23 protein-coding genes are annotated in these 19298 nt (G+C 60.5%); 14 read left to right on the top strand and 9 right to left on the bottom strand.

Annotated elements, in window-relative coordinates; genetic code table 11:
• Positions 1 to 29: 29 nt before the first annotated feature.
• The 3 genes from ACZ0AZ_RS00585 (at position 30) to ACZ0AZ_RS00575 (ending at position 2557) form a co-directional block, all read left to right on the top strand.
• On the top strand, positions 30 to 1451 hold the full coding sequence (locus ACZ0AZ_RS00585; protein ID WP_129997315.1) for an MltF family protein: 1422 nt from the start codon (positions 30 to 32) through the stop codon (positions 1449 to 1451).
• Between the two features lie 113 nt (positions 1452 to 1564).
• The gene (locus tag ACZ0AZ_RS00580; RefSeq protein WP_039759946.1) at positions 1565 to 1999 is read left to right on the top strand and encodes a DoxX family protein; all 435 of its coding nucleotides are present in this window, start codon (positions 1565 to 1567) and stop codon (positions 1997 to 1999) included.
• 249 nt (positions 2000 to 2248) lie between these two features.
• A complete protein-coding gene (locus ACZ0AZ_RS00575) occupies positions 2249 to 2557 on the top strand; it encodes a hypothetical protein (protein WP_039759944.1) in 309 nt (102 codons plus the stop codon).
• A 6-nt stretch (positions 2558 to 2563) separates the two neighbouring features.
• Here the strand turns inward: ACZ0AZ_RS00575 and greB are convergent, their stop codons facing one another.
• The 3 genes from greB to ACZ0AZ_RS00560 are packed head-to-tail and all read right to left on the bottom strand — an operon-like array spanning position 2564 to position 6283.
• Positions 2564 to 3061: a transcription elongation factor GreB gene (greB, locus tag ACZ0AZ_RS00570; protein ID WP_039759941.1), complete on the bottom strand. Its 498-nt coding sequence runs from the start codon at positions 3059 to 3061 to the stop codon at positions 2564 to 2566.
• 34 nt (positions 3062 to 3095) lie between these two features.
• Positions 3096 to 5600: an ABC transporter permease gene (locus ACZ0AZ_RS00565; RefSeq protein ID WP_463538548.1), complete on the bottom strand. Its 2505-nt coding sequence runs from the start codon at positions 5598 to 5600 to the stop codon at positions 3096 to 3098.
• On the bottom strand, positions 5600 to 6283 hold the full coding sequence (locus tag ACZ0AZ_RS00560; protein ID WP_016770883.1) for an ABC transporter ATP-binding protein: 684 nt from the start codon (positions 6281 to 6283) through the stop codon (positions 5600 to 5602). The genes ACZ0AZ_RS00565 and ACZ0AZ_RS00560 overlap by 1 nt, the downstream gene beginning before the upstream one ends.
• A 10-nt stretch (positions 6284 to 6293) precedes the next feature.
• Between ACZ0AZ_RS00560 and ACZ0AZ_RS00555 the strand changes: the two genes are divergently transcribed.
• The 3 genes from ACZ0AZ_RS00555 (at position 6294) to ACZ0AZ_RS00545 (ending at position 8402) form a co-directional block, all read left to right on the top strand.
• Complete coding sequence (locus ACZ0AZ_RS00555) at positions 6294 to 6899, top strand: arylesterase (protein ID WP_463538547.1); 606 nt, start codon at positions 6294 to 6296, stop codon at positions 6897 to 6899.
• 57 nt (positions 6900 to 6956) lie between these two features.
• Positions 6957 to 7250, top strand: coding sequence for a hypothetical protein (locus tag ACZ0AZ_RS00550; protein ID WP_039759936.1), 294 nt, complete (start codon positions 6957 to 6959; stop codon positions 7248 to 7250).
• Positions 7251 to 7430: 180 nt separating this feature from the next.
• Positions 7431 to 8402 (top strand): L,D-transpeptidase family protein, encoded by a 972-nt coding sequence (locus ACZ0AZ_RS00545; RefSeq protein ID WP_129997312.1) that lies wholly within the window; start codon positions 7431 to 7433, stop codon positions 8400 to 8402.
• A 126-nt stretch (positions 8403 to 8528) separates the two neighbouring features.
• Here ACZ0AZ_RS00545 and oprI read toward each other — a convergent pair whose 3' ends face one another.
• A complete protein-coding gene (oprI, locus tag ACZ0AZ_RS00540) occupies positions 8529 to 8780 on the bottom strand; it encodes an outer membrane lipoprotei OprI (protein WP_003183784.1) in 252 nt (83 codons plus the stop codon).
• Between the two features lie 639 nt (positions 8781 to 9419).
• Here oprI and ACZ0AZ_RS00535 point away from each other — a divergent pair.
• The gene (locus ACZ0AZ_RS00535) at positions 9420 to 9701 is read left to right on the top strand and encodes a GNAT family N-acetyltransferase (RefSeq protein WP_016770879.1); all 282 of its coding nucleotides are present in this window, start codon (positions 9420 to 9422) and stop codon (positions 9699 to 9701) included.
• Positions 9702 to 9761: 60 nt separating this feature from the next.
• Here ACZ0AZ_RS00535 and ACZ0AZ_RS00530 read toward each other — a convergent pair whose 3' ends face one another.
• Positions 9762 to 10838 (bottom strand): 3-deoxy-7-phosphoheptulonate synthase, encoded by a 1077-nt coding sequence (locus ACZ0AZ_RS00530; protein WP_016770878.1) that lies wholly within the window; start codon positions 10836 to 10838, stop codon positions 9762 to 9764.
• A gap of 129 nt (positions 10839 to 10967) precedes the next feature.
• Positions 10968 to 11411, bottom strand: a complete 444-nt coding sequence (locus ACZ0AZ_RS00525) for a PilZ domain-containing protein (protein ID WP_041478403.1) — start codon at positions 11409 to 11411, stop codon at positions 10968 to 10970.
• Between ACZ0AZ_RS00525 and ACZ0AZ_RS00520 the strand changes: the two genes are divergently transcribed.
• The 5 genes from ACZ0AZ_RS00520 to cysB all read left to right on the top strand — a co-directional run bounded on the left by ACZ0AZ_RS00520 (position 11410) and on the right by cysB (position 15367).
• Positions 11410 to 11796, top strand: coding sequence for a thioredoxin family protein (locus ACZ0AZ_RS00520; protein WP_039759924.1), 387 nt, complete (start codon positions 11410 to 11412; stop codon positions 11794 to 11796). The two genes, ACZ0AZ_RS00525 and ACZ0AZ_RS00520, sit on opposite strands and share 2 nt — an antisense overlap.
• Positions 11793 to 12749: a putative 2-dehydropantoate 2-reductase gene (locus tag ACZ0AZ_RS00515; protein ID WP_129997311.1), complete on the top strand. Its 957-nt coding sequence runs from the start codon at positions 11793 to 11795 to the stop codon at positions 12747 to 12749. Before ACZ0AZ_RS00520 ends, ACZ0AZ_RS00515 begins: the two co-directional genes overlap by 4 nt.
• A gap of 22 nt (positions 12750 to 12771) precedes the next feature.
• Positions 12772 to 13677, top strand: coding sequence for a 5'-nucleotidase (locus ACZ0AZ_RS00510; RefSeq protein WP_039759920.1), 906 nt, complete (start codon positions 12772 to 12774; stop codon positions 13675 to 13677).
• 98 nt (positions 13678 to 13775) lie between these two features.
• Positions 13776 to 14279 carry a universal stress protein gene (locus ACZ0AZ_RS00505; protein ID WP_039759918.1) on the top strand — a complete coding sequence of 168 codons (504 nt, stop codon included), beginning with the start codon at positions 13776 to 13778 and terminating at the stop codon, positions 14277 to 14279.
• A 113-nt stretch (positions 14280 to 14392) separates the two neighbouring features.
• A complete protein-coding gene (cysB, locus tag ACZ0AZ_RS00500) occupies positions 14393 to 15367 on the top strand; it encodes an HTH-type transcriptional regulator CysB (protein WP_016770873.1) in 975 nt (324 codons plus the stop codon).
• A gap of 9 nt (positions 15368 to 15376) precedes the next feature.
• On the opposite strand, the gene ACZ0AZ_RS00495 is transcribed toward cysB, so the two are convergent.
• Entirely contained in the window at positions 15377 to 15859 is a 483-nt protein-coding gene (locus tag ACZ0AZ_RS00495; RefSeq protein ID WP_039759916.1) for a GreA/GreB family elongation factor, read from the bottom strand.
• A gap of 2 nt (positions 15860 to 15861) precedes the next feature.
• The gene (locus ACZ0AZ_RS00490) at positions 15862 to 16278 is read right to left on the bottom strand and encodes a hypothetical protein (protein WP_310405748.1); all 417 of its coding nucleotides are present in this window, start codon (positions 16276 to 16278) and stop codon (positions 15862 to 15864) included.
• A 125-nt stretch (positions 16279 to 16403) separates the two neighbouring features.
• On the opposite strand from ACZ0AZ_RS00490, the gene earP reads away from it, so the two are divergent.
• Both earP and ACZ0AZ_RS00480 read left to right on the top strand, forming a co-directional pair.
• Positions 16404 to 17546: an elongation factor P maturation arginine rhamnosyltransferase EarP gene (gene earP, locus ACZ0AZ_RS00485; protein WP_129997310.1), complete on the top strand. Its 1143-nt coding sequence runs from the start codon at positions 16404 to 16406 to the stop codon at positions 17544 to 17546.
• A gap of 48 nt (positions 17547 to 17594) precedes the next feature.
• Entirely contained in the window at positions 17595 to 18164 is a 570-nt protein-coding gene (locus tag ACZ0AZ_RS00480; RefSeq protein ID WP_003226785.1) for an elongation factor P, read from the top strand.
• Positions 18165 to 18255: 91 nt separating this feature from the next.
• Here the strand turns inward: ACZ0AZ_RS00480 and ACZ0AZ_RS00475 are convergent, their stop codons facing one another.
• On the bottom strand, positions 18256 to 19266 hold the full coding sequence (locus ACZ0AZ_RS00475) for an alpha/beta hydrolase (protein WP_463538545.1): 1011 nt from the start codon (positions 19264 to 19266) through the stop codon (positions 18256 to 18258).
• Positions 19267 to 19298 lie beyond the last annotated feature (32 nt).

Below are 19298 nucleotides of genomic sequence, written 5' to 3'. Positions count from 1 at the left end.
AATCGCCCCGTATTCTTTTCGGAGAGTGGATGCATCGTCCCTCGGTTCTGCTGCTGTTGTGTGCTGCGTTGCTGCTGCCGATGACGGCGGTCGCGCGCCTGCCCGGGCCGCTGCAAGCCGTGCCGGCGAGCAAGGTTCGCGATCTCTCCGATATTCGCAGCAGCCGCGTGTTGCGGGTGTTGGTCAATCAGAGCCGCAACAGCTCCGGCGAAGTTCAGGGTCAGGCCATCGGTGTCGAGTACCACCGACTGCGCGCTTTCGAGCAATACCTTAATGGCCATGCTCGTGACGGCCAGGAAGTCACCCTCAAGATCATTCCCAAAGCCAAGGATCAATTGCTCGGCGCCTTGCAGCGCGGCGAAGGCGATATGGTCGCGCCCGGTGAATTGCTCGATCTGCCCTCGGGCTATGCGGTCGCCAGCAGTGAGCCGATTGCCAGCAACGTACCGCTGGTGCTGGTCGGCATCAAAGGCCAGCGCCGTTACACCAAGGTCGAGCAACTGTCCGGCAAAACCCTGGCGCTGCCCACCGGCAGTGCAGCGGGGGAGGTGGTCAGTCAGCTCAACCAGAAACTGGCGCTGCACAAACTGGCGCCGATCAATATCGAATGGGTCGATCCAACTTTGGCCGTGGAGGACGTGCTGGAAATGGTCCAGGGCGGGATTTTCCACCTGACCATTGTCGAACAACCGATTGCCGAGCGCTGGGGGAAGATCCTGCCGAAGCTGCGCCTCGACCGGCAACTGAACCTCGGCGAGCCGGGCGAGGAGCACTGGTTTGTGCGCCGCGACGCTTCAATGTTGCGCGCGAGCATCGATCGCTTTCTCACCGGTTACAAGAAACCGTCGGACGAAGACGCGGCGTTTCTGCGCATCTATCGACGCTTGTATCAGGTGCACAATCCGCTGGCCAAAGCCGATCGCCAGCGCCTGGAAAAACTCCGTCCGACCCTGCAGAAGCACGCCGATGCGCAGAACATGGACTGGCTTAATCTGGCGGCGCTGGCGTTCAAGGAATCGCGTCTGCAGCCCAACGCTCGCAGCGGCAGCGGCCCGACCGGGCTGATGCAGATCACCCCGTCCGCCGCGCAGCGGGTCGGCGTGAGCAATATCCAGAATCTCGATGCGAATGTGCAGGCCGGCGCCAAGTACCTGGCGATGATCCGCCGCAAGTTCTTCAGCAGCCCGAAACTCAACGAGCGAGAGCGCATGGCCTTCACCCTCGCCGCGTACAACATCGGCCCCGAGCGCGTGCAGGGCATGCGCGCCGAAGCCCGCCGCCGCGGCCTCAATCCCAACCAGTGGTTCTTCCAGGTAGAGCGCATCGCCATGGAGCAGGTGGGGATGGGCGCCGTCAGCTATGTTAATAGCGTGAACAAGTATTACCTGGCATTCGACCGGGAGCGTGAGTCACTCGAGCCCCGGCAGCAGAAAGTGGTTACACGGAAATAATCTAATAATTCGATTGTTATGGCGAATTTTTTGCGCTTTAAACATGAAATAAACTGATTAATATAGCGACCAACCCAAACACACAAACACTTCTGCACAACAAGGAATGCACCATGAGCTCTCTGATCAACAAGGTTCTGTTCACCCGCGCCGGTTACGGCCTGACTGTCCTGCGCATTGCTGTCGGCGTGATCTTCGCCGCCCACGGTTCGCAGAAACTCTTTGGTCTGTTCGGTGGTTACGGCCTGGCCGGCACCGCGCAATGGATGGAAAGCATCGGCCTGACCCCGGGCTATCTGATGGCCTCGCTGGCTGGCGGTACCGAGTTCTTCGCCGGTCTGGCGCTGATCATCGGCCTGCTGGTGCGCCCGGCGGCACTCGGTCTGGCGTTCCTCTCGCTGGTGGCGATCTTCTCGGTGCACATCGGCAACGGTCTGTTCATGGCCAACAACGGTTATGAGTTCGCCCTGGCTCTGCTGGCCGGTAGCATCGCGGTACTGATCGAAGGTGCCGGCAAGCTCTCAGCGGATCGCGCCATCGCCGGTTGAGCGCTCTAACTCAAGGCAAAGGCCCGCATTGCGCGGGCCTTTTTTTGTTGTGGGGGATTCTTGACACTGGTCGGTCACGTTCTCTAGGATGTTGCCCATGCGCCGATTTAAACAGCTACTTGCGGGGCGCCAGGTGACTTCTACAGTTACCGTCAGAAGCCGGAACAGGGCTTCGAAATACCGCTAAAGCGCTGGTTCGGTGTTGCCTCTCACCTGCCATGCAGACTTTTGAGGCAGAGACACGACACGATGAACGCACTACGCCCTCCAGCACGTCCCGCGCCGATCACGGCACATGTCACCCAGCGCAACCCGAAAATCCTTCTTGGCGGCAAACACCAGCCGACGCTGTTGCGTTATCTCGATGGCTGGCCACGTCGCAGCGGCGGTCCTGCCGCGTTCCTGATCCAGTTTGTCGACGATGGCGAGTCACTGGCGCGTTTCGCCGCTGACAGCTTTGATCTGGCGGTGATTCAGGCGCCAAGCGCAGAAGACGCCCCGGAAATGATCAAGCAACTGACCCGCGTTGCGCGGCAGGGTTTGATCACTCGGCGCTGACTGGTCTTACGGGTATTCAATCGCAACGATATAAACGCACTGCTCGCCGGTCGGCGTCTGCACCTGCACTTCCGCGTCCAGTGCCTTGCCAATCAAGGCGCGGGCCAACGGCGAGTCGATGCTGATCAAACCCTGTTTGAGGTCCAGCTCATCGGGGCCGACGATGCGGTAGCGCGATTGCTTGCCGTCTTCGTCTTCGATGGTCACCCAGGCGCCGAAATAGACCTTGTTCGGATCGCTGGGTTTCTCGCTGACCACCTTGAGCGCTTCCAGGCGTTTGGTGAGAAAGCGCACACGGCTGTCGATTTCGCGCAGCATCTTCTTGCCGTAGGTGTACTCGGCGTTTTCCGAGCGATCGCCCTGCGCGGCCGCTTCACTCACCGCCTGCGTGACCTGCGGGCGACGCACATGCCACAACTCATGGAATTCGGCGCGCATCCGCGCTTCACCTTCAGGGGTGATCAGCGCGGTGCCGGCGGTGCGGGGAGGGCGATAACGGCTCATGGCGACTTCTTGTGATTAAGACCGCGTGAGTCTATCAACCCTCGCGCAACACTGTCAGCGGGCTGGCGTTCAACGCCCGACGGGTGCCGAACACGCCGGCACCACCGATCAGCGCGGCGCCAATCACCGGTAGCACCAGCAGCCATGGATGCGGATGCCATGGCAGATCAAAAGCGAAGCGGTACAGCACCAGACTGACCACCTCCGAACCGATCGCCGCGAGCAGACCGCTGACCGCACCCAACAAACCGAACTCGATACGCCGCGCCTTGATCAGCAACTGCCGCTCGGCGCCCAGCGCGCGCAACAGCGCACCCTGGCGGATGCGTTCATCCAGCGTCGCTTGCAGACCGGAGAACAGCACCGCCATCCCCGCAGCCAGAACAAACAACAGCACATATTCCACCGCCAGGGTGACCTGAGCGAGGATGCTGCGCAGTTGTTCGAGCAACGCTTCGACCTGCAGGATGGTCACCGCCGGGAAGGTCCGCGACAGCTCGACGATCTGCTGATCATGCCCCGGCGCCAGATAGAAACTGGTCAGGTAGGTCGCCGGCAGATCCTTCAAGGTACCGGGCTGGAAGATCATGAAGAAGTTCGGCTGGAAGTTGTCCCAGTTGATTTCGCGCAGGCTGGTGACCTTCGCTTCCCGGTTGACCCCGCCGACACTGAACACCATGTGGTCGCCGAGTTTGAGTTTCAGGCTTTCGGCAACCTTGCCTTCCACCGAAACCCCCGGCAGGTCGTCGGACGGCTGGCCGCTCCACCACGAGCCGGCGGTGAGCTTGTTGCCGGCCGGCAGATCCGCCGCCCAGGTCAGGCTCAGGTCTCGCTGGATGGCGCGGTCACCGGCCGAGTCCTTGCTGACGATTTGCTGCACCGGCTCGCCATTGATGCTGATCAGTCGTCCTGGCACCACCGGATACAACGGCGCCGCTTGCGCGGACACCTTGATCAGGTGATCGGCGAAAGCCTGTTTGTCCGCCGGCAGGATATTCAGCGCGAAGTAGTTCGGCGCGTTTTTCGGTAGCTGGTTTTGCCAGGTGTCGAGCAGTTCGCCGCGCAGCAGCGCGATCAGCGCCATCGACAACAGGATCAGACCGAACGCCAGCGACTGCCCGGCCGCCGCCAATGGATGGCGCAACAACTGGCCAAGGCCCAGACGCCAGGGCAACGAGGCGCGGGCGAGCATGCGGCGCAGGCTTTGTAGCAGCAACAACAGCAGGCCACCCAGCACCAGCGCGGCGACCACGCCACCGCCGAGCAGCGCGAAGGTCAATAACAGGTCGAGACTCAGGCGCCACATGATCAGGCCCAGCGCACCCAGCGCCGCGCCGTAGACCATCCATGTACTCGAGGGGATCGGCAGCATGTCGCGGCGCAACACCCGCAGCGGTGGCACGCGACCCAGTGCAGCCAATGGCGGCAAGGCAAAACCGGCCAGCGCCACCAGCCCGGTGCCAATTCCGGCTATCGCCGGAAACAGGCCGCCCGGTGGTACATCATTCGGCAACAAATCATGCAGCAGGGCGAACAGCCCCAGTTGCGCCAGCCAGCCGAGCAGCGCGCCACTGACGGCGGCAACCAGGCCGAGCACGGTCAGTTGCAGGCTGAACAGCACCATGGTTTCCCGGCGCGACAAGCCGAGGCAGCGCAGCAAGGCACTGGCATCGAAACGTCGGCTGGCGAAACGGTTGGCCGACAATGCCACTGCTACACCAGCCAGTAACACCGCAATCAGGCTGGCCATGTTCAGATAGCGCTCAGCCTTGCCCAGCGCACCGCCGATTTGCCGGTTACCGTCACGGGCATCCTGAATTCTCTGGTTCGCAGCCAGCCCCGGTTTGATCAATTCACGATAGGTTTCCAACGCCTGCGGTTCGCCGCGCCACAGTTCGCGGTAACTCACCCGGCTGCCCGGTTGCACCACGCCGGTGGCGGCGAGGTCGTCAATATTGATCAGCACCCGTGGCGTCAGGCTATAGAAGTTGCCGGTGCGATCCGGCTCGTAGGTCAGCACGCGGGTCAGCTTCAAGGTCTTCATGCCGACATCGATGCTGTCGCCGATCTTCAGATCCAGCGCGGTCAACAGACGCGCCTCGACCCAGGCTTCACCGGGTTGCGGTTCGCCGCCGACTTCTTCCTGGGCAAAGGGTGCGGGCGCGCTCTTCAGCTCGCCACGCAGTGGATAGGCGCGGTCGACGGCTTTGATGCTGGATAACTGAATGCCGTTGTCGGTGGCAATGACGCTGGAAAACTCCACCACTTGTGCATGATTGAGGCGCAGTTCGGTGCCGCTGCGGATTTGCTCCTCGCGGGCCGGCGAGCTGCCTTCCAGCACCAGATCGGCACCGAGAAACTCGGTAGCGCGCAGCATCATCGCGCCGTTGAGACGGGCGCCGAAGTAGCCGATCGCGGTGCTCGCCGCGACGGCCACCACCAACGCAAAGAACAACACGCGCAGCTCACCAGCGCGGGCATCGCGCATGAGTTGGCGCAGGGCAAGGCTGAACAGACGCAACAGCGGCAGACGTGCCATCAAGGCTCCAGAGGGGCGACCAGCAGCCCGGCTTCAAGACGGATCAGGCGCCGGCAGCGATGCGCCAGGCGTTCGTCGTGGGTCACCAGCACCAGGGTGGTGCCGCGTTCCTTGTTCAGCTCGAACAGCAAGTCGCTGATGCGCTCGCCAGTGTGGCTGTCGAGGTTGCCGGTCGGCTCGTCGGCGAACAGCACATCCGGTTCGGCGGCGAAGGCGCGGGCGATGGCGACACGTTGCTGTTCACCGCCGGAGAGCTGGCGCGGCGAGTGGGTCAGGCGCTGGCCGAGACCGACGCGCTGGAGCAATTGCGTGGCGCGCTCGCGGGCATCTTTGCGGCCGTCGAGTTCAAGCGGCAGCATGACGTTTTCCAGCGCATTGAGGCTGTCGAGCAACTGGAACGACTGGAAGACAAACCCGACGTGCTCGGCGCGAATTCGTGCGCGCTGATCTTCGTCGAGATTGCTCAAGCCCTGGCCGGCGAGGGTGACTTCGCCGCTGCTCGGCAGGTCGAGGCCGGCGAGCAGGCCGAGGAGGGTGGATTTGCCGGAACCGGACGCGCCGACGATGGCCAGGCTGTCGCCCTTGTTCAGTTCCAGGCTGAGTTCGTGCAGGATAGTCAGTTCACCTTCCGCGCTAGGGACCACTTTGCTGAGGTTCTTCGCGGTGAGAATGCTTGCGCCCATGGAGAATCCGATGCGTGTATGGTTTTTGAGTGCTGGCCTGGCCTTGATGTGCATGGCCCAGAACGCAGCGGCGGGTACTGTCCTGATCGTTGGCGATAGTATCAGCGCCGGTTTCGGCCTGGATACCCGTCTGGGGTGGGTGTCGCTGCTCGAGCAGCGGCTCAAACAGGAGGGTTTCGACGATAAAGTGGTCAACGCCTCGATCAGTGGCGACACCAGCGCCGGAGGCCAGGCGCGGCTGCCGGCGCTGCTTGCAGAGCATAAGCCGGAGTTGGTGATCCTCGAGCTGGGTGGCAATGACGGCCTGCGCGGGATGCCGCCAACGCAATTGCAACAAAATCTTGCCTCGATGATCGACAGCTCGCGGCAGAGCGGCGCGAAAGTGCTGCTGCTCGGCATGCAGTTGCCACCCAATTATGGCAAGCGCTACACCGATTCGTTCGCCGAGGTTTACGGCAAGCTTGCCGACGAGAAAAACATCCCGCTGGTGCCGTTTTTTCTCGAAGGCGTCGGCGGCCATCCGGAGCTGATGCAGGCCGACGGTCTACACCCGGCGGCCGGGGCTCAGGGCAAGTTGCTGGAAAATGTCTGGCCGACGCTAAAACCGCTGTTATGAGGCTTTTCTAGTGGCAGGCTTTCGGCTAATGTGGCGCCCCCTAATTTGGAGCCCCCGATGCCGCGTCCTGCCTGGTCCCTGTTTGCCTACCAACTGATCGAGCCTGACGAGCAGCTGGACCTGTTCGCCTGCCAGGAAGTGCGGGTGCATCTGGTGACGCGTCAGTTGGAACTCGGTGGCTCGGCTGACCGCACGCTCTGCGGCAGTCTGCTGCCGGCGCAACCGCGCTGGTCGAATGTCGATCGGCGGGTGTTTCAGGATCAGCGCCTGTGCTCGCTGTGCCGGGCGATTCTCGAATCGCAGAAGCGCGGCACCTCGCCGATCTGGCCCGAGCTGCGATTCGAGCTCTAGGTCAAAAGATCGCAGCCTTCGGCAGCTCCTACAGGGAGAATGCATTCCAGATGCAGGAGCTGCCGAAGGCTGCGATCTTTCAGGGCGCGACACGGTCTATCGGCGTCTCTCCCGAATCCCCAAGCCGCGGTGTACAATCGCGCCCTTATACCCTTGATGATCATGCGAAGGATTTTCCGGATGTTGCCGCGCTTTCCTGCCGTCACCCGCTGCCTGTCACTTGCCGCCCTGTGTGTGGCCGGTCCCGTTGCTGCATTGGAGCTTCCCCTGCCACCACCCGGCGAGGACATCGTCGGCCAGGTGCAGGTGATCAAAGCCAAGTACGAAGACACCTTCGCCGACCTGGGCACCACCTACGATCTGGGTTATTCGGAAATGGTTGCGGCCAACCCGGGCATCGATGCCTGGCTGCCGGGCGCCGGTACCGAGATCGTTCTGCCGACGCGCTTCATCCTACCGCCGGGCCCGCGTGAAGGCATCGTCATCAACCTCGCCGAATACCGTCTCTATTACTATCCGAAAGGACGCGACGTGGTGTACACCTTCCCGTTGGGCATCGGCCGTGAAGGTTGGGGTTCGCCGATCGCGCACACTTCGATCATCGCCAAGACACCGAACCCGACCTGGACGCCTCCGGCCTCAATCAAGGCCGAACACGCCGCTGATGGTGATCCGCTGCCGAATGTGGTGCCGGCCGGTCCTGATAACCCGCTGGGCCCGTTCAAGTTCACCCTCGGCACACCGGGCTACCTGATCCACGGTTCGAACAAGAAGTTCGGCATCGGCATGCGCACCAGCCATGGCTGCTTCCGCATGTTCAACAACAACGTGCTGGAAATGGCCGGCATGGTCCCGGTGGGCACCTCGGTGCGCATCATCAACGACCCGTACAAGTTCGGTCGCAGCGGCGGCAAGGTCTATCTGGAAGCGCACACGCCGCTCGACGACAAGGGCAACCCGTCGGTGGTCGACAAGCACACGGCGGTGATCAACGCGATGCTCAAGCGTGAAGACATCACCAGCAACCTGCGCATGAACTGGGATGTGGTGCGTGATGTGGTCGCGGCCGAAGACGGCCTGCCGGTAGAGATCGCCGTGCCGAATGCTTCGGCGCCGATGGTCAGCAGTGCGCCGATCGATCTGCAGCAATAAGCGCTGACAGGAAACCCGCCGATGCGAGCAGCGTCGGCGGGTTTTTTATTGCCCGGAGAAAAGAGTCGGGCACAAAAAAGCCGACCCGGAAAACCGGATCGGCTCGATAACAATCCCGAGGGATTATTACTTGCGGCTAGCTTTTTCCAGCATGCGCAGAGCACGCTCGTTAGCTTCGTCAGCAGTCTGTTGTGCTTTTTGAGCAGCAGCCAGAGCTTCATCAGCTTTACGGTAAGCTTCGTCTGCACGAGCCTGGGAGCGAGCAGCTGCGTCTTCAGTAGCGGTCAGACGTGCTTCGGTTTCTTTCGATGCGCTGCTGCAACCGGTAGCCAGAACTGCGGCCAGAGCCAGAGCAGAGAATTTCAGAACGTTGTTCATCGTGTTCCCCTTCAAGGACTTTCAAATTAAGTGGCTGTCTCCTCACGATTGAGGAAATAGCCGGCGTACATACTACCCATTACTTGTAGTAAGTAAACTGACGTAGCGCAAGAAGCAAAAAAAATTGTAGGCGTTGATTCTTTTTCGAGCAACTTTTAACTGCGCTGTATAAAAAATATCCAGCTGCAAGCCCCGGCGTGAGCGACTCAAACGGAAAAAGTTCCCGTGCTCGGATGCTGTTTTTGTCACTTCGGCTAAAGTCTTTCTAAATGAATTCGTCCACACTTTTGTTCAGGTTCTGCGAAGCGCTTCGCGTATCTTTGTTGATGTTCAGGTGACTTTAAAAAAGGTTGCACGTCTTAAGTCTCAACATTCCCGGCAATGTACAGGCAAGCGGCACGCAAAGATTGTCTTGCGACCGAACCTGCGAGCATCGAAGCCTTGAACGCAAACCGTCCGATGACGAGCGTACCTTGAGCATTTTCGCCAATGGTGCCTACTATTCAGCAGGTGTCAGATTGCGCGAGATCGGTGTGGCTCTTCTCGGTGTCCATCAGGCACGGGGTGGCGTAGATGTTCCTTCGCCGGGAAAACATCGGTAAGGTAGGGGTCACAATCCAAGACCCGCGAGGAGTAGTGATGAGCGAGGCGTTGTCCATCCACCATGACCAGGCTGGTCATCAATTCGAGACCACTGTGGACGGTCATCGTGCTTACCTGACCTACATGGATCTGGGCAAGCAGACCCTGGATATCTACCGCACCTTCGTGCCCAATGCCCTGCGCGGCCGAGGCATTGCCGCAGCGCTGACTGAACGCGCGCTGCAATACGCCGAAGAAATGGGCTACACGGTTATTCCGTCGTGCTCCTACGTCGAGCGCTACATGGAACGCCATCAGCGTCGCGCCGCGAAGATCTGAACCGCACACACAAAAACGCCGGACAATGTCCGGCGTTTTTTTATGCGCGCAAAACGCAACTTACGTGCGCTGACGTTTCGGCAACACGTCCTTGAGCTTGGCGTGCATGCTGCGCAAGGTGTTTTCGGTAGCGGACCAATCGATGCAGGCGTCGGTGATCGACACGCCGTATTGCAGGTCGGCGAGGTCTTTCGGGATTGCCTGGCAGCCCCAGTTCAAATGGCTTTCAACCATCAGGCCGATGATCGACTGGTTGCCTTCGAGGATCTGGTTGGCGACGTTCTCCATCACCAGCGGTTGCAGGGCCGGGTCCTTGTTGGAGTTGGCGTGGCTGCAATCGACCATGATGTTCGGCTTGATCTTCGCCTTGTTCAGCGCCTGCTCGCACAGGGCCACGCTGACCGAATCATAGTTCGGCTTGCCGTTACCGCCACGCAGCACCACGTGACCGTAGGCGTTGCCTTTGGTGGTGACGATCGACACGCCACCTTCCTGGTTGATGCCGAGGAAACGGTGCGGGCTGGACACCGACTGCAAGGCGTTGATCGCCACGGTCAGGCCGCCATCGGTGCCGTTCTTGAAACCGACCGCCGAGGACAGGCCGGAAGCCATTTCGCGGTGAGTCTGCGATTCGGTGGTGCGCGCGCCGATGGCCGACCAGCTGATCAGATCCTGCAGATACTGCGGGGAGATCGGGTCGAGGGCTTCGGTCGCGGTCGGCAGGCCTTTCTCGGCCAGGTCGAGCAGCAGCTGACGACCGATGTGCAAGCCGTCCTGGATCTTGAACGAGTCGTCCAGGTACGGATCGTTGATCAGACCTTTCCAGCCGACAGTGGTACGCGGCTTCTCGAAATACACACGCATGACCAGATACAGGGTGTCGGAGACTTCCTCGGCGAGCACCTTGAGGCGATCGGCGTATTCGTGGGCAGCCTTGATGTCGTGAATCGAGCACGGGCCGATCACGACGAACAGACGGTGGTCGGTGCCATCGAGAATATTGCGAATGACTTCGCGGCCCTTGGTAACGGTGCGCAGGGCAGCGTCGCTCAGGGGGATATCACGCTTGAGCTGATCGGGAGTGATCAGGGTCTCGTTAGAGGCGACGTTTAGGTCGTTGATCGGTAAATCAGCCATCGTTTACTCGTCAGGTCACGGGTGCCGGCCGCCAGCGATCCCCGCGCGGCGGAGCACAGCAGATTTAGCGCGTCGGGGGAGCCGAACCTTAGCGCGTCAGACGCTGCTCGACAATGGGCAAACCGTGCTTTAGTCCAGCGCTGGCTGCGCAAAAGCCTTGCGCAGGTTGTCGTGGGAGAACTCTTCGGCGTGCTCCTCGACCCATTGCAGGGCCAGCGCCTGAATATCCTGCAGGTCGTCGTGGCTGTCCTGCATGCGCGAATAGCGTTCGATCTGACACACCTGCTCACCCATTCGCGCGCTGAACAGGGTCTGTTCGTCAGTGAAGGCGATGCCCACCAGATAGCCTTTTTTGCGGCGCAGACACCAGGCCACATAGCCCGGGCAACAGAAGTCGGCATTCAGCGTCGGCATGCGCACTTGCAACGCAGTGCCATGACGCCACGCGCGGTGGTAATTGCAAGCGATGCCGCCGAGGCTGATAGTGTGCAGCTGTTGTCTGGAAATGCATTCAGGCTTGAGTAACGTCAATTCAACCGGCACTTCGTCCGGATGAGGAATGAAACGTCCCATGAGCACAGACTCCCTGTGTCGGCCATCTGACATTGTTTCCCCCAGTATAGTGGTCGAATCCGAGCTGACCGACTTCGACGCCGACCAGCGGCTGCTGGCGATGCGCGGGGTTTCTCTGGTTATCTTCACCAGCGTCGGCTGCGCCAGTTGTCGCTATGCCCGTGAGGTGTTGCCGGGCATGCCGCTGGCGATCGATCGGCTGTGCTGGATCGACGCCGGCAATAACGGCGGTCTGGTCGAGCGTTATCAGGTGTTTCATTTGCCGGCGCTGTTTGTAGTGCGCGACGGCGAGTTCTTTGGCGCGGTGCACGCTCGCCTGACGGTTGATGAACTCAACCAGGCAGTGGCGCAGGCGCTGGGTCGAATTGCAGAGGAGTTGCCATGAGCGAGACAGTCAGCAAACCGGTGGTGGGGATTATCGGCACCGGTGCGATCGGCGGGTTTTACGGGGTGATGCTGGCGCGTGCCGGTTTCGATGTGCATTTCTTGTTGCGCAGCGAATTTTCCGCCGTGGCTGAGCGCGGTTTGCAGATCAACAGTGCGGTGCACGGGCCGTTGACGCTGAATCCGGCCAATGCCTATTCCGCTGCCGAAGACATGCCACCCTGTGACTGGCTGCTGGTCGGCACCAAGACCACCAGCAACGCCGGTCTGGCCCCGGCGATTATTCAAGCCGCTAAACCCGATGCAAAGGTGCTGTTGCTGCAGAACGGTCTGGATGTCGAAGACAGCCTGCGGCCACTGTTGCCGGATTCGCTGCATCTGCTCGGTGGTCTGTGCCTGATCTGCGTGCACCGCGAGGGTCCGGGGCAGATTACCCATCAGGCCCTTGGCGCGGTGAATGTCGGTTATCACAGCGGCTCGGCCATTGATGAAGTAGCGCGTATGGCGATCGTCGAGGAGGGCGCCGGACTGTTCCGTGCCGCCGGCATCGACTCGCAGGCGATGGCCAACCTGCATCAGGCGCGCTGGCAGAAACTGGTGTGGAATATTCCCTATAACGGACTTTCAGTATTGCTCCGCGCGGGAACGCAAGCGCTGATGGCTGATGCTGACAGCCGCGTGTCGATTCAGGCGCTGATGGCGGAAGTGGTGCAGGGCGCCCGGGCCTGTGGATACGAGATCCCGCCCGGCTATGCCGAGTACCTGTTCACCATGACGGAAAAAATGCCCGATTACTGGCCGAGCATGTACCACGACTTTGCACACAAACGCCCGCTGGAGCTGGAGGCGATCTACGCCCGGCCACTGGCGGCGGCGAAAGCGGCGGGCTGCGAGTTGCCACGCATCGAGGCGTTGTATCGTCATTTGGGTTTTATCGACCGACGCAATACCTGAGTCGGTTGTTCTGGGGGAAGGCATGGCCAATAACATCGATGACAAACTGGTGCTGGCGATTTCCTCGCGCGCCTTGTTCGACCTGAGCGAAAGCCACAAGGTCTACCTGTCGAGCGGCGTCGAAGCCTATCGGCAATATCAGATCGAGCATGAAGACGAAATCCTCGCGCCGGGCGATGCGTTCCCGCTGGTGGAAAAACTCCTGAGCCTGAACAGTCGCCTCGGCCGCGCGCGGGTCGAGGTCATCCTGGTTTCCCGTAACAGCGCCGACACCGGGCTGCGCGTGTTCAACTCGATTCATCACTATGGGCTGGCGATTTCCCGGGCGGCGTTCGTCGGCGGGCGCAGTCCGTATCCCTATCTGAAAGCGTTTGGCTGCGACCTGTTTCTCTCGACCCACGCCGAAGACGTGCGTGCGGCGCTGGACGCCGGGTTCGCTGCGGCAACGATTCTCTCCGGTGGCGCCAGTCGCGCCGCCAGTGATGAATTGCGCATCGCCTTTGACGGTGACGCGGTGATTTTTTCCGACGAGTCCGAGCGCGTTTATCAGTCCGGCGGCCTGGAAGCGTTTCAGGCCAAGGAACGCGAGTCGGCGCGCGAGCCATTGCGTGGCGGGCCGTTCAAAGGCTTCCTCGCCGCGCTGAATCTGTTGCAGCGCGAGTTTCCCGATGATGATTGCCCGATCCGCACGGCGCTGGTTACCGCCCGCTCGGCGCCGGCTCATGAGCGAGTGATTCGCACACTTCGGGAATGGGATATTCGTCTCGATGAATCGCTGTTTCTCGGTGGCCTGACCAAATCGGCGTTCCTCGAAGCCTTCGCCGCTGACGTGTTCTTCGATGACCAGACCGGCCATTGCGAACTGGCCCGCGAGGTGGTTGCTACCGGCCACGTGCCCCATGGCATCAGCAACGAACCGTCGATCTAGAGCCTTTTCATACAGGACGTTGCGTCGCACGTCGTACTCGCCAAGGCACTGCTAAGCTGAATCAATCTCCGCCATCGTTGGCTTGCGAGGAGGTCCCGATGATTCGCTCAATGCTGTATGCCACCGACCTCGGTCTGTACGCACCGTTCGTGATGCAGCATGCCCTGGCATTGGCGCGCACCTTCAATGCCGATCTGTATGTAGTGCACGCGGTGGAGCCCATGGGCCTGTTTGCCGAGTCGGTGTTGCAGAGCTATCTCGACGAACAGGCATTGAACGAATTTCATAGCCAGGGTCTGAAAACAGTCATCGCCAATATCGAACAACGGGTGCTCGACAGCTTTCGTGAGGAACTGGGGGACGACGGCGAACAGGACCTGCAGCGCATTCGCGCGGTGCGCGTGCTGCAGGGCGATCCGTCGCAGGTGATTCTCGAACAGGTGCACAAGCTCTCGGTCGATCTGCTGATCGTCGGCAGTCACAGCCATGGCGTCGGTGCGGAAACGCCGTTGGGGCGCACGGCGGCGCGGGTCCTGCAATTGGCCAAGGTGCCGGTTTATCTGGTGCCCTTGATGGAGCGCCGGCGGCGTGAGGATCGCTGAAGCAGGAATAATGGCGTTTTGATAAAAAAGTTCTAGATTTATTCTTCGAACCATTAATATAGTTATATACCGTCGCTGATGCCCGTGGCGTCTACCTGCTTTGAGGGATTGATATGAAGCTTCAACAACTGCGCTACATCTGGGAAGTGGCGCACCACGACCTCAACGTTTCCGCTACCGCCCAAAGCCTGTACACCTCGCAACCGGGTATCAGTAAACAGATCCGCCTGCTGGAAGATGAACTGGGCGTCGAAGTCTTCGCCCGCAGCGGCAAGCACCTGACCCGCGTTACTCCAGCCGGCGAGCGCATCATCACCACCGCCGGTGAAATCCTGCGCAAGGTTGAAAGCATCAAGCAGATTGCCCAGGAATTCTCCAACGAGAAAAAGGGCACCCTGTCGATCGCTACCACCCACACCCAGGCGCGTTATGCGCTGCCACCGGTGATCAGCAATTTCATCAAGCAATACCCGGACGTGGCCCTGCACATGCATCAGGGCTCGCCGATGCAGATCGCCGAAATGGCCGCTGACGGCACCGTCGATTTCGCCATTGCCACTGAAGCGCTGGAGCTGTTCGGTGATCTGGTGATGATGCCGTGCTACCGCTGGAACCGCTGCGTGGTCGTACCCCACGGCCACCCGCTGACCAAGCTGCCGAAGCTGACCCTCGAAGCGCTGGCCGAATACCCGATCGTTACTTACGTGTTCGGTTTCACCGGCCGCTCCAAGCTCGACGAAGCCTTCAGCCATCGCGGCCTGACGCCGAAAGTGGTGTTCACCGCTGCTGACGCCGACGTGATCAAAACCTACGTGCGCCTGGGTCTGGGCGTAGGCATCGTCGCTAAAATGGCCGTCGATACCAAACTCGATAACGACCTGGTGGTGCTGGATGCCAGCGAGCTGTTCGAGTCGAGCATCACCAAGATCGGTTTCCGTCGCGGCACTTTCCTGCGTGGCTTCATGTGCGACTTCATCGAGAAATTCGCGCCGCACCTGACCCGTGAAGTCATGGCCAAGGCCATTCAATGCCACAACAAGCAAGAGCTGGAAGAGCTGTTCGACGGTGTCGAACTGCCCGTTCACTAAGCACCCGCTTCAGAGCACCTCGGTGACAGCGAACTGTTGCCGGGTGCCCGCCACCAGAATCTCCACCTCATCGCCCTCGAACTTGCCCAGCAGACTTTTGCCCAGCGGCGAGCGCGGGGTGATGACGGTGACCGGCTGACCGACCACGTCGACTTTCAGCCCTGCCGCATCCGGCGCCAGAAACAGCCATTGCTCGCGACCCTTTTCGTCCTCCAGACCGAGCAGGGCGCCGACTTCGATGCCGCGGTTTTCATCGTAGGCGCGTAACGTCATGTTCTGGCACAGCGCCAGTGACTGACGAATCTCCTCGACCCGTTTCGCCTGACCCGCCGCCAGATACGACGCTTCCAGCCCCAGCGTGTCGTACTTGTTTTCGGCAATGTTTTCTTCGTGGGTCGCGGTTTCGTAAGCGGTTTGCGCGGCGCGTTCGGCGATGTCGAGGTCGATGCGCAGCTTGTCGAGAATCAATTGGTGGACGCTGTGTTTGTTCATGATCAATCGCAGAATTGCAAAACGTTGGCGCGGCTCTTTTCGGTCGGCGCGGTCTGGTCCTGCTGCAGCCAGAACTGGCATTTCGGATTGGACGCATTGCGCGAATTGGCGCGCGCCTGATCCAGTCGGGCTTGCTGTTCATTCTTGCGCAAGTTTTCTTCGTACTGTTGGAACAGCGGACTTTGCGGCGGAATGTCCGGCTGAACCTGCACGGGCGCCAGAGCCGGGGGATTGACGCGCTGCTGCACCGCTTGCGCGACAGGGGCCAGTTGTTCGGCAAAGATAAAGCGCGAAAGCAGCCAGCAGGTCAGCGCAATGGCGAGGAAACCCAGCCACAGGCCGAGCGCAATACTGCCGGTCAGCTGCAGCGCGCTAAGCTGAACAGGCATGGGACGACGCGGATTCGGGCGGTAGGGCATGGCGGCCTCCTGGCGGATGGTTGCGGGCAAGCGGCGATTGTCGCACGAAGATTAATCGCCGTCGGCTCTTCTGCGCGAGCGCATTTATGCGGACAATCGAGGTTTTTTGCCAACGGGAGAACGGCATGCCTGAAGCGAAACCGCGCTGGGATATTTTCTGCACCGTGGTCGATAACTTCGGCGACATCGGCGTGACCTGGCGCCTGGCCCGGCAGCTGGTGGCCGAGCATGCCTTGCCGGTGCGCCTGTGGGTGGATGATCTGCGCGCGTTCGAGCGCATTTGCCCAGAGATCGATGTCGATGTTGCGCAGCAGCGGCAGCAGGGTGTCGAGGTGCGTCAGTGGCCGAGCGAATGGCTGCACGCCGAGGCGGCCGACGTAGTCATCGCCGCCTTCGCCTGTCAGTTGCCCACTGATTACATGGACAGCATGGCTGCGCGGGAAACGCCGCCACTGTGGCTCAACCTCGATTATCTCAGCGCCGAAGACTGGGTTACCGGCTGCCACGGCTTGCCGTCGGTGAAATACAAATCGGTGCAGAAGTTCTTTTTCTTTCCAGGTTTCAAGCCGGGCACCGGTGGCTTGCTGCGTGAGCGCGGACTGCTAGAACAGCGTTGGCAGTTTCAGCAGGATCGGCCGGCGCAGCGACATTTCCTGCAAGGCCTGGGCATTGATCCTGCGCCCGACGCGCAATTGATGTCGCTGTTCGCTTATGAAAACCCCGGGTTGGCCAGTTGGCTTGATGTGCTGGCGACCGACGCGCAGCCGACTCACCTGCTGGTGCCGGAAGGGCGGATTCTCGGCGATGTGGCGCGCTGGCTGGAAGTGGAAACCCTGACGGTCGGCGCGATTCACGTGCGCGATTCACTGACCGTGCAAGTGCTGCCGTTTGTCCGTCAGGATCAATACGACCACTTACTGTGGTGCTGCGATTTCAACGCGGTGCGCGGTGAAGACTCATTCGTTCGCGCGCAATGGGCGGGGCGGCCGATGCTCTGGCACATCTATCAGCAGGACGATGACATCCATCTGGACAAGCTCGATGCTTTTCTCGCGCTCTACACTCACGGCCTTTCGCCCGCCGCGGCGCAGGCGATGAACGGTCTGTGGCGAGCGTGGAGCGCCGGGCAACCGATCGGCGAGCACTGGCTGGCGGTGCGGAATCATTGGCCGGAACTCGAGAAAAACGCCGAAGTATGGTGTCTGGAACAGGCCTTGCAGGCGGATCTTGCCACGGCGCTGGTACAGTTTTACCTAAATTGGATATGATACGCGGCCTAGATTTTTGTAAATCCCATCCAAATTCGGATATTCGCAATGAAAACTGGTAAAGAACTCAAACCCGGTACCGTGATCCGTATCGACAACGATCCTTGGCTGGTTCAGAAAGCTGAATTCACCAAGTCGGGCCGTAACAGCGCGATCATGAAGACCAAGCTGAAGAACCTGCTGACCGGTTACAAGACCGAAACCGTTTACGGTGCGGACGACAAACTGGACGACGTGATCCTGGATCGTAAAGAAGCCACCCTGTCGTTCATCAGCGGTGACACTTACACGTTCATGGACACCACTGACTACACCATGTACGAGCTGAACGCCGAAGACATCGAAAGCGTTCTGCCTTTCGTTGAAGAAGGCATGACCGACGTATGCGAAGCCGTGTTCTTCGAAGAGCGTCTGGTTTCCGTAGAACTGCCGACCACCATCGTGCGTCAGGTTGACTACACCGAAGGCTCCGCTCGCGGTGACACTTCCGGCAAGGTGATGAAGCCTGCCAAACTGAAGAACGGTACCGAGCTGTCGGTTGCCGACTTCATCGAAATCGGCGACATGATCGAGATCGATACCCGCGAAGGCGGTTCCTACAAAGGCCGTGCGAAATAAGCACTGCTTTTTGCGGAAAGAAAAAACCCGACCATTGAGTCGGGTTTTTTTGTGCCTGTAAGAAACACTCGCTCCCACAATGGGACGGTGATTACTTCAAGTGTTGCTTCAGCTCTTCAGAAGCCTGCAACATCGCCGAACGCACCGCCGGTACCTGGCTGACCACGTTGAGCAAACCGTAGTCGTGGATCATGCCGTTGTAGCGCACCGATGTTACCGGAACCCCGGCTTCGTCGAGTTTGCGCGCATAGGCTTCGCCTTCATCACGCAACACGTCGGCGCTGGCAGTCTGCACCAGTGCAGGCGGCAGGCCTTTGAGCTGTGCGGTGGTGGCGCGCAGCGGTGAGGCGTAGATCTCGTTGCGCTGCTTGGCGTCGGTGGTGTAGTTGTCCCAGAACCACTTCATCATGTTGCGGGTGAGGAAGTGCCCTTCGGCGTACTGGTTGTACGAACCGGTGTCGAAGTTGGCATCGGTCACCGGCCACAGCAGCACCTGGAATTTGATCGCCGGGGTGCCCTTGTCCTTGGCCATCAGCGCAACCACTGCGGCCATGTTGCCGCCGACGCTGTTGCCGGCCACGGCCAGGCGCTTGCCGTCGACATTGATCTCTTTGCCATGTTCCGCCACCCACTTGGTCGCGGCATAGGCCTGGTTGATCGCCACCGGATAATGCGCTTCCGGCGAAGGCGTGTAGTTGACGAACACCGCCGCCGCACCCGAACCGATCACGAGATCGCGCACCAGACGTTCGTGAGTCGGGAAGTCCCCCAGCATCCAGCCGCCGCCGTGGAAGAACATGAACACCGGCAGCTCACCCTTGACCCCGGCCGGCCGGACAATGGTCAGGCTCAGCGGTTGACCATCGACCTGCACCGTTTTCTCGCTGACATCGGCTTTGGGCAGCGTCAGTTTGACCCCGGACTGCGCGCCGACCAGCACGGCGCGGGCATCCTTGGGCGACAACTGCTCAATCGGCTTGCCGCTGCCGGCATTCAGCGCATCGAGAAATGCCTGGGTGTTGTGTTCGACATCACCGGCGAAAGCGCTGTGTACCGAGAGGGCGAGAAGGGTACCGGTCAAGACTTTGCTGAAAGTGTTCATGTTCATTTTTCCTTGTTCGGGCCGGGGGCTTG

The organism is Pseudomonas sp. AC239, from assembly GCF_979258545.1.
Note: the sequence above shows the minus strand (reverse complement) of the source record. Positions and strands in the feature narration are given on the sequence as shown.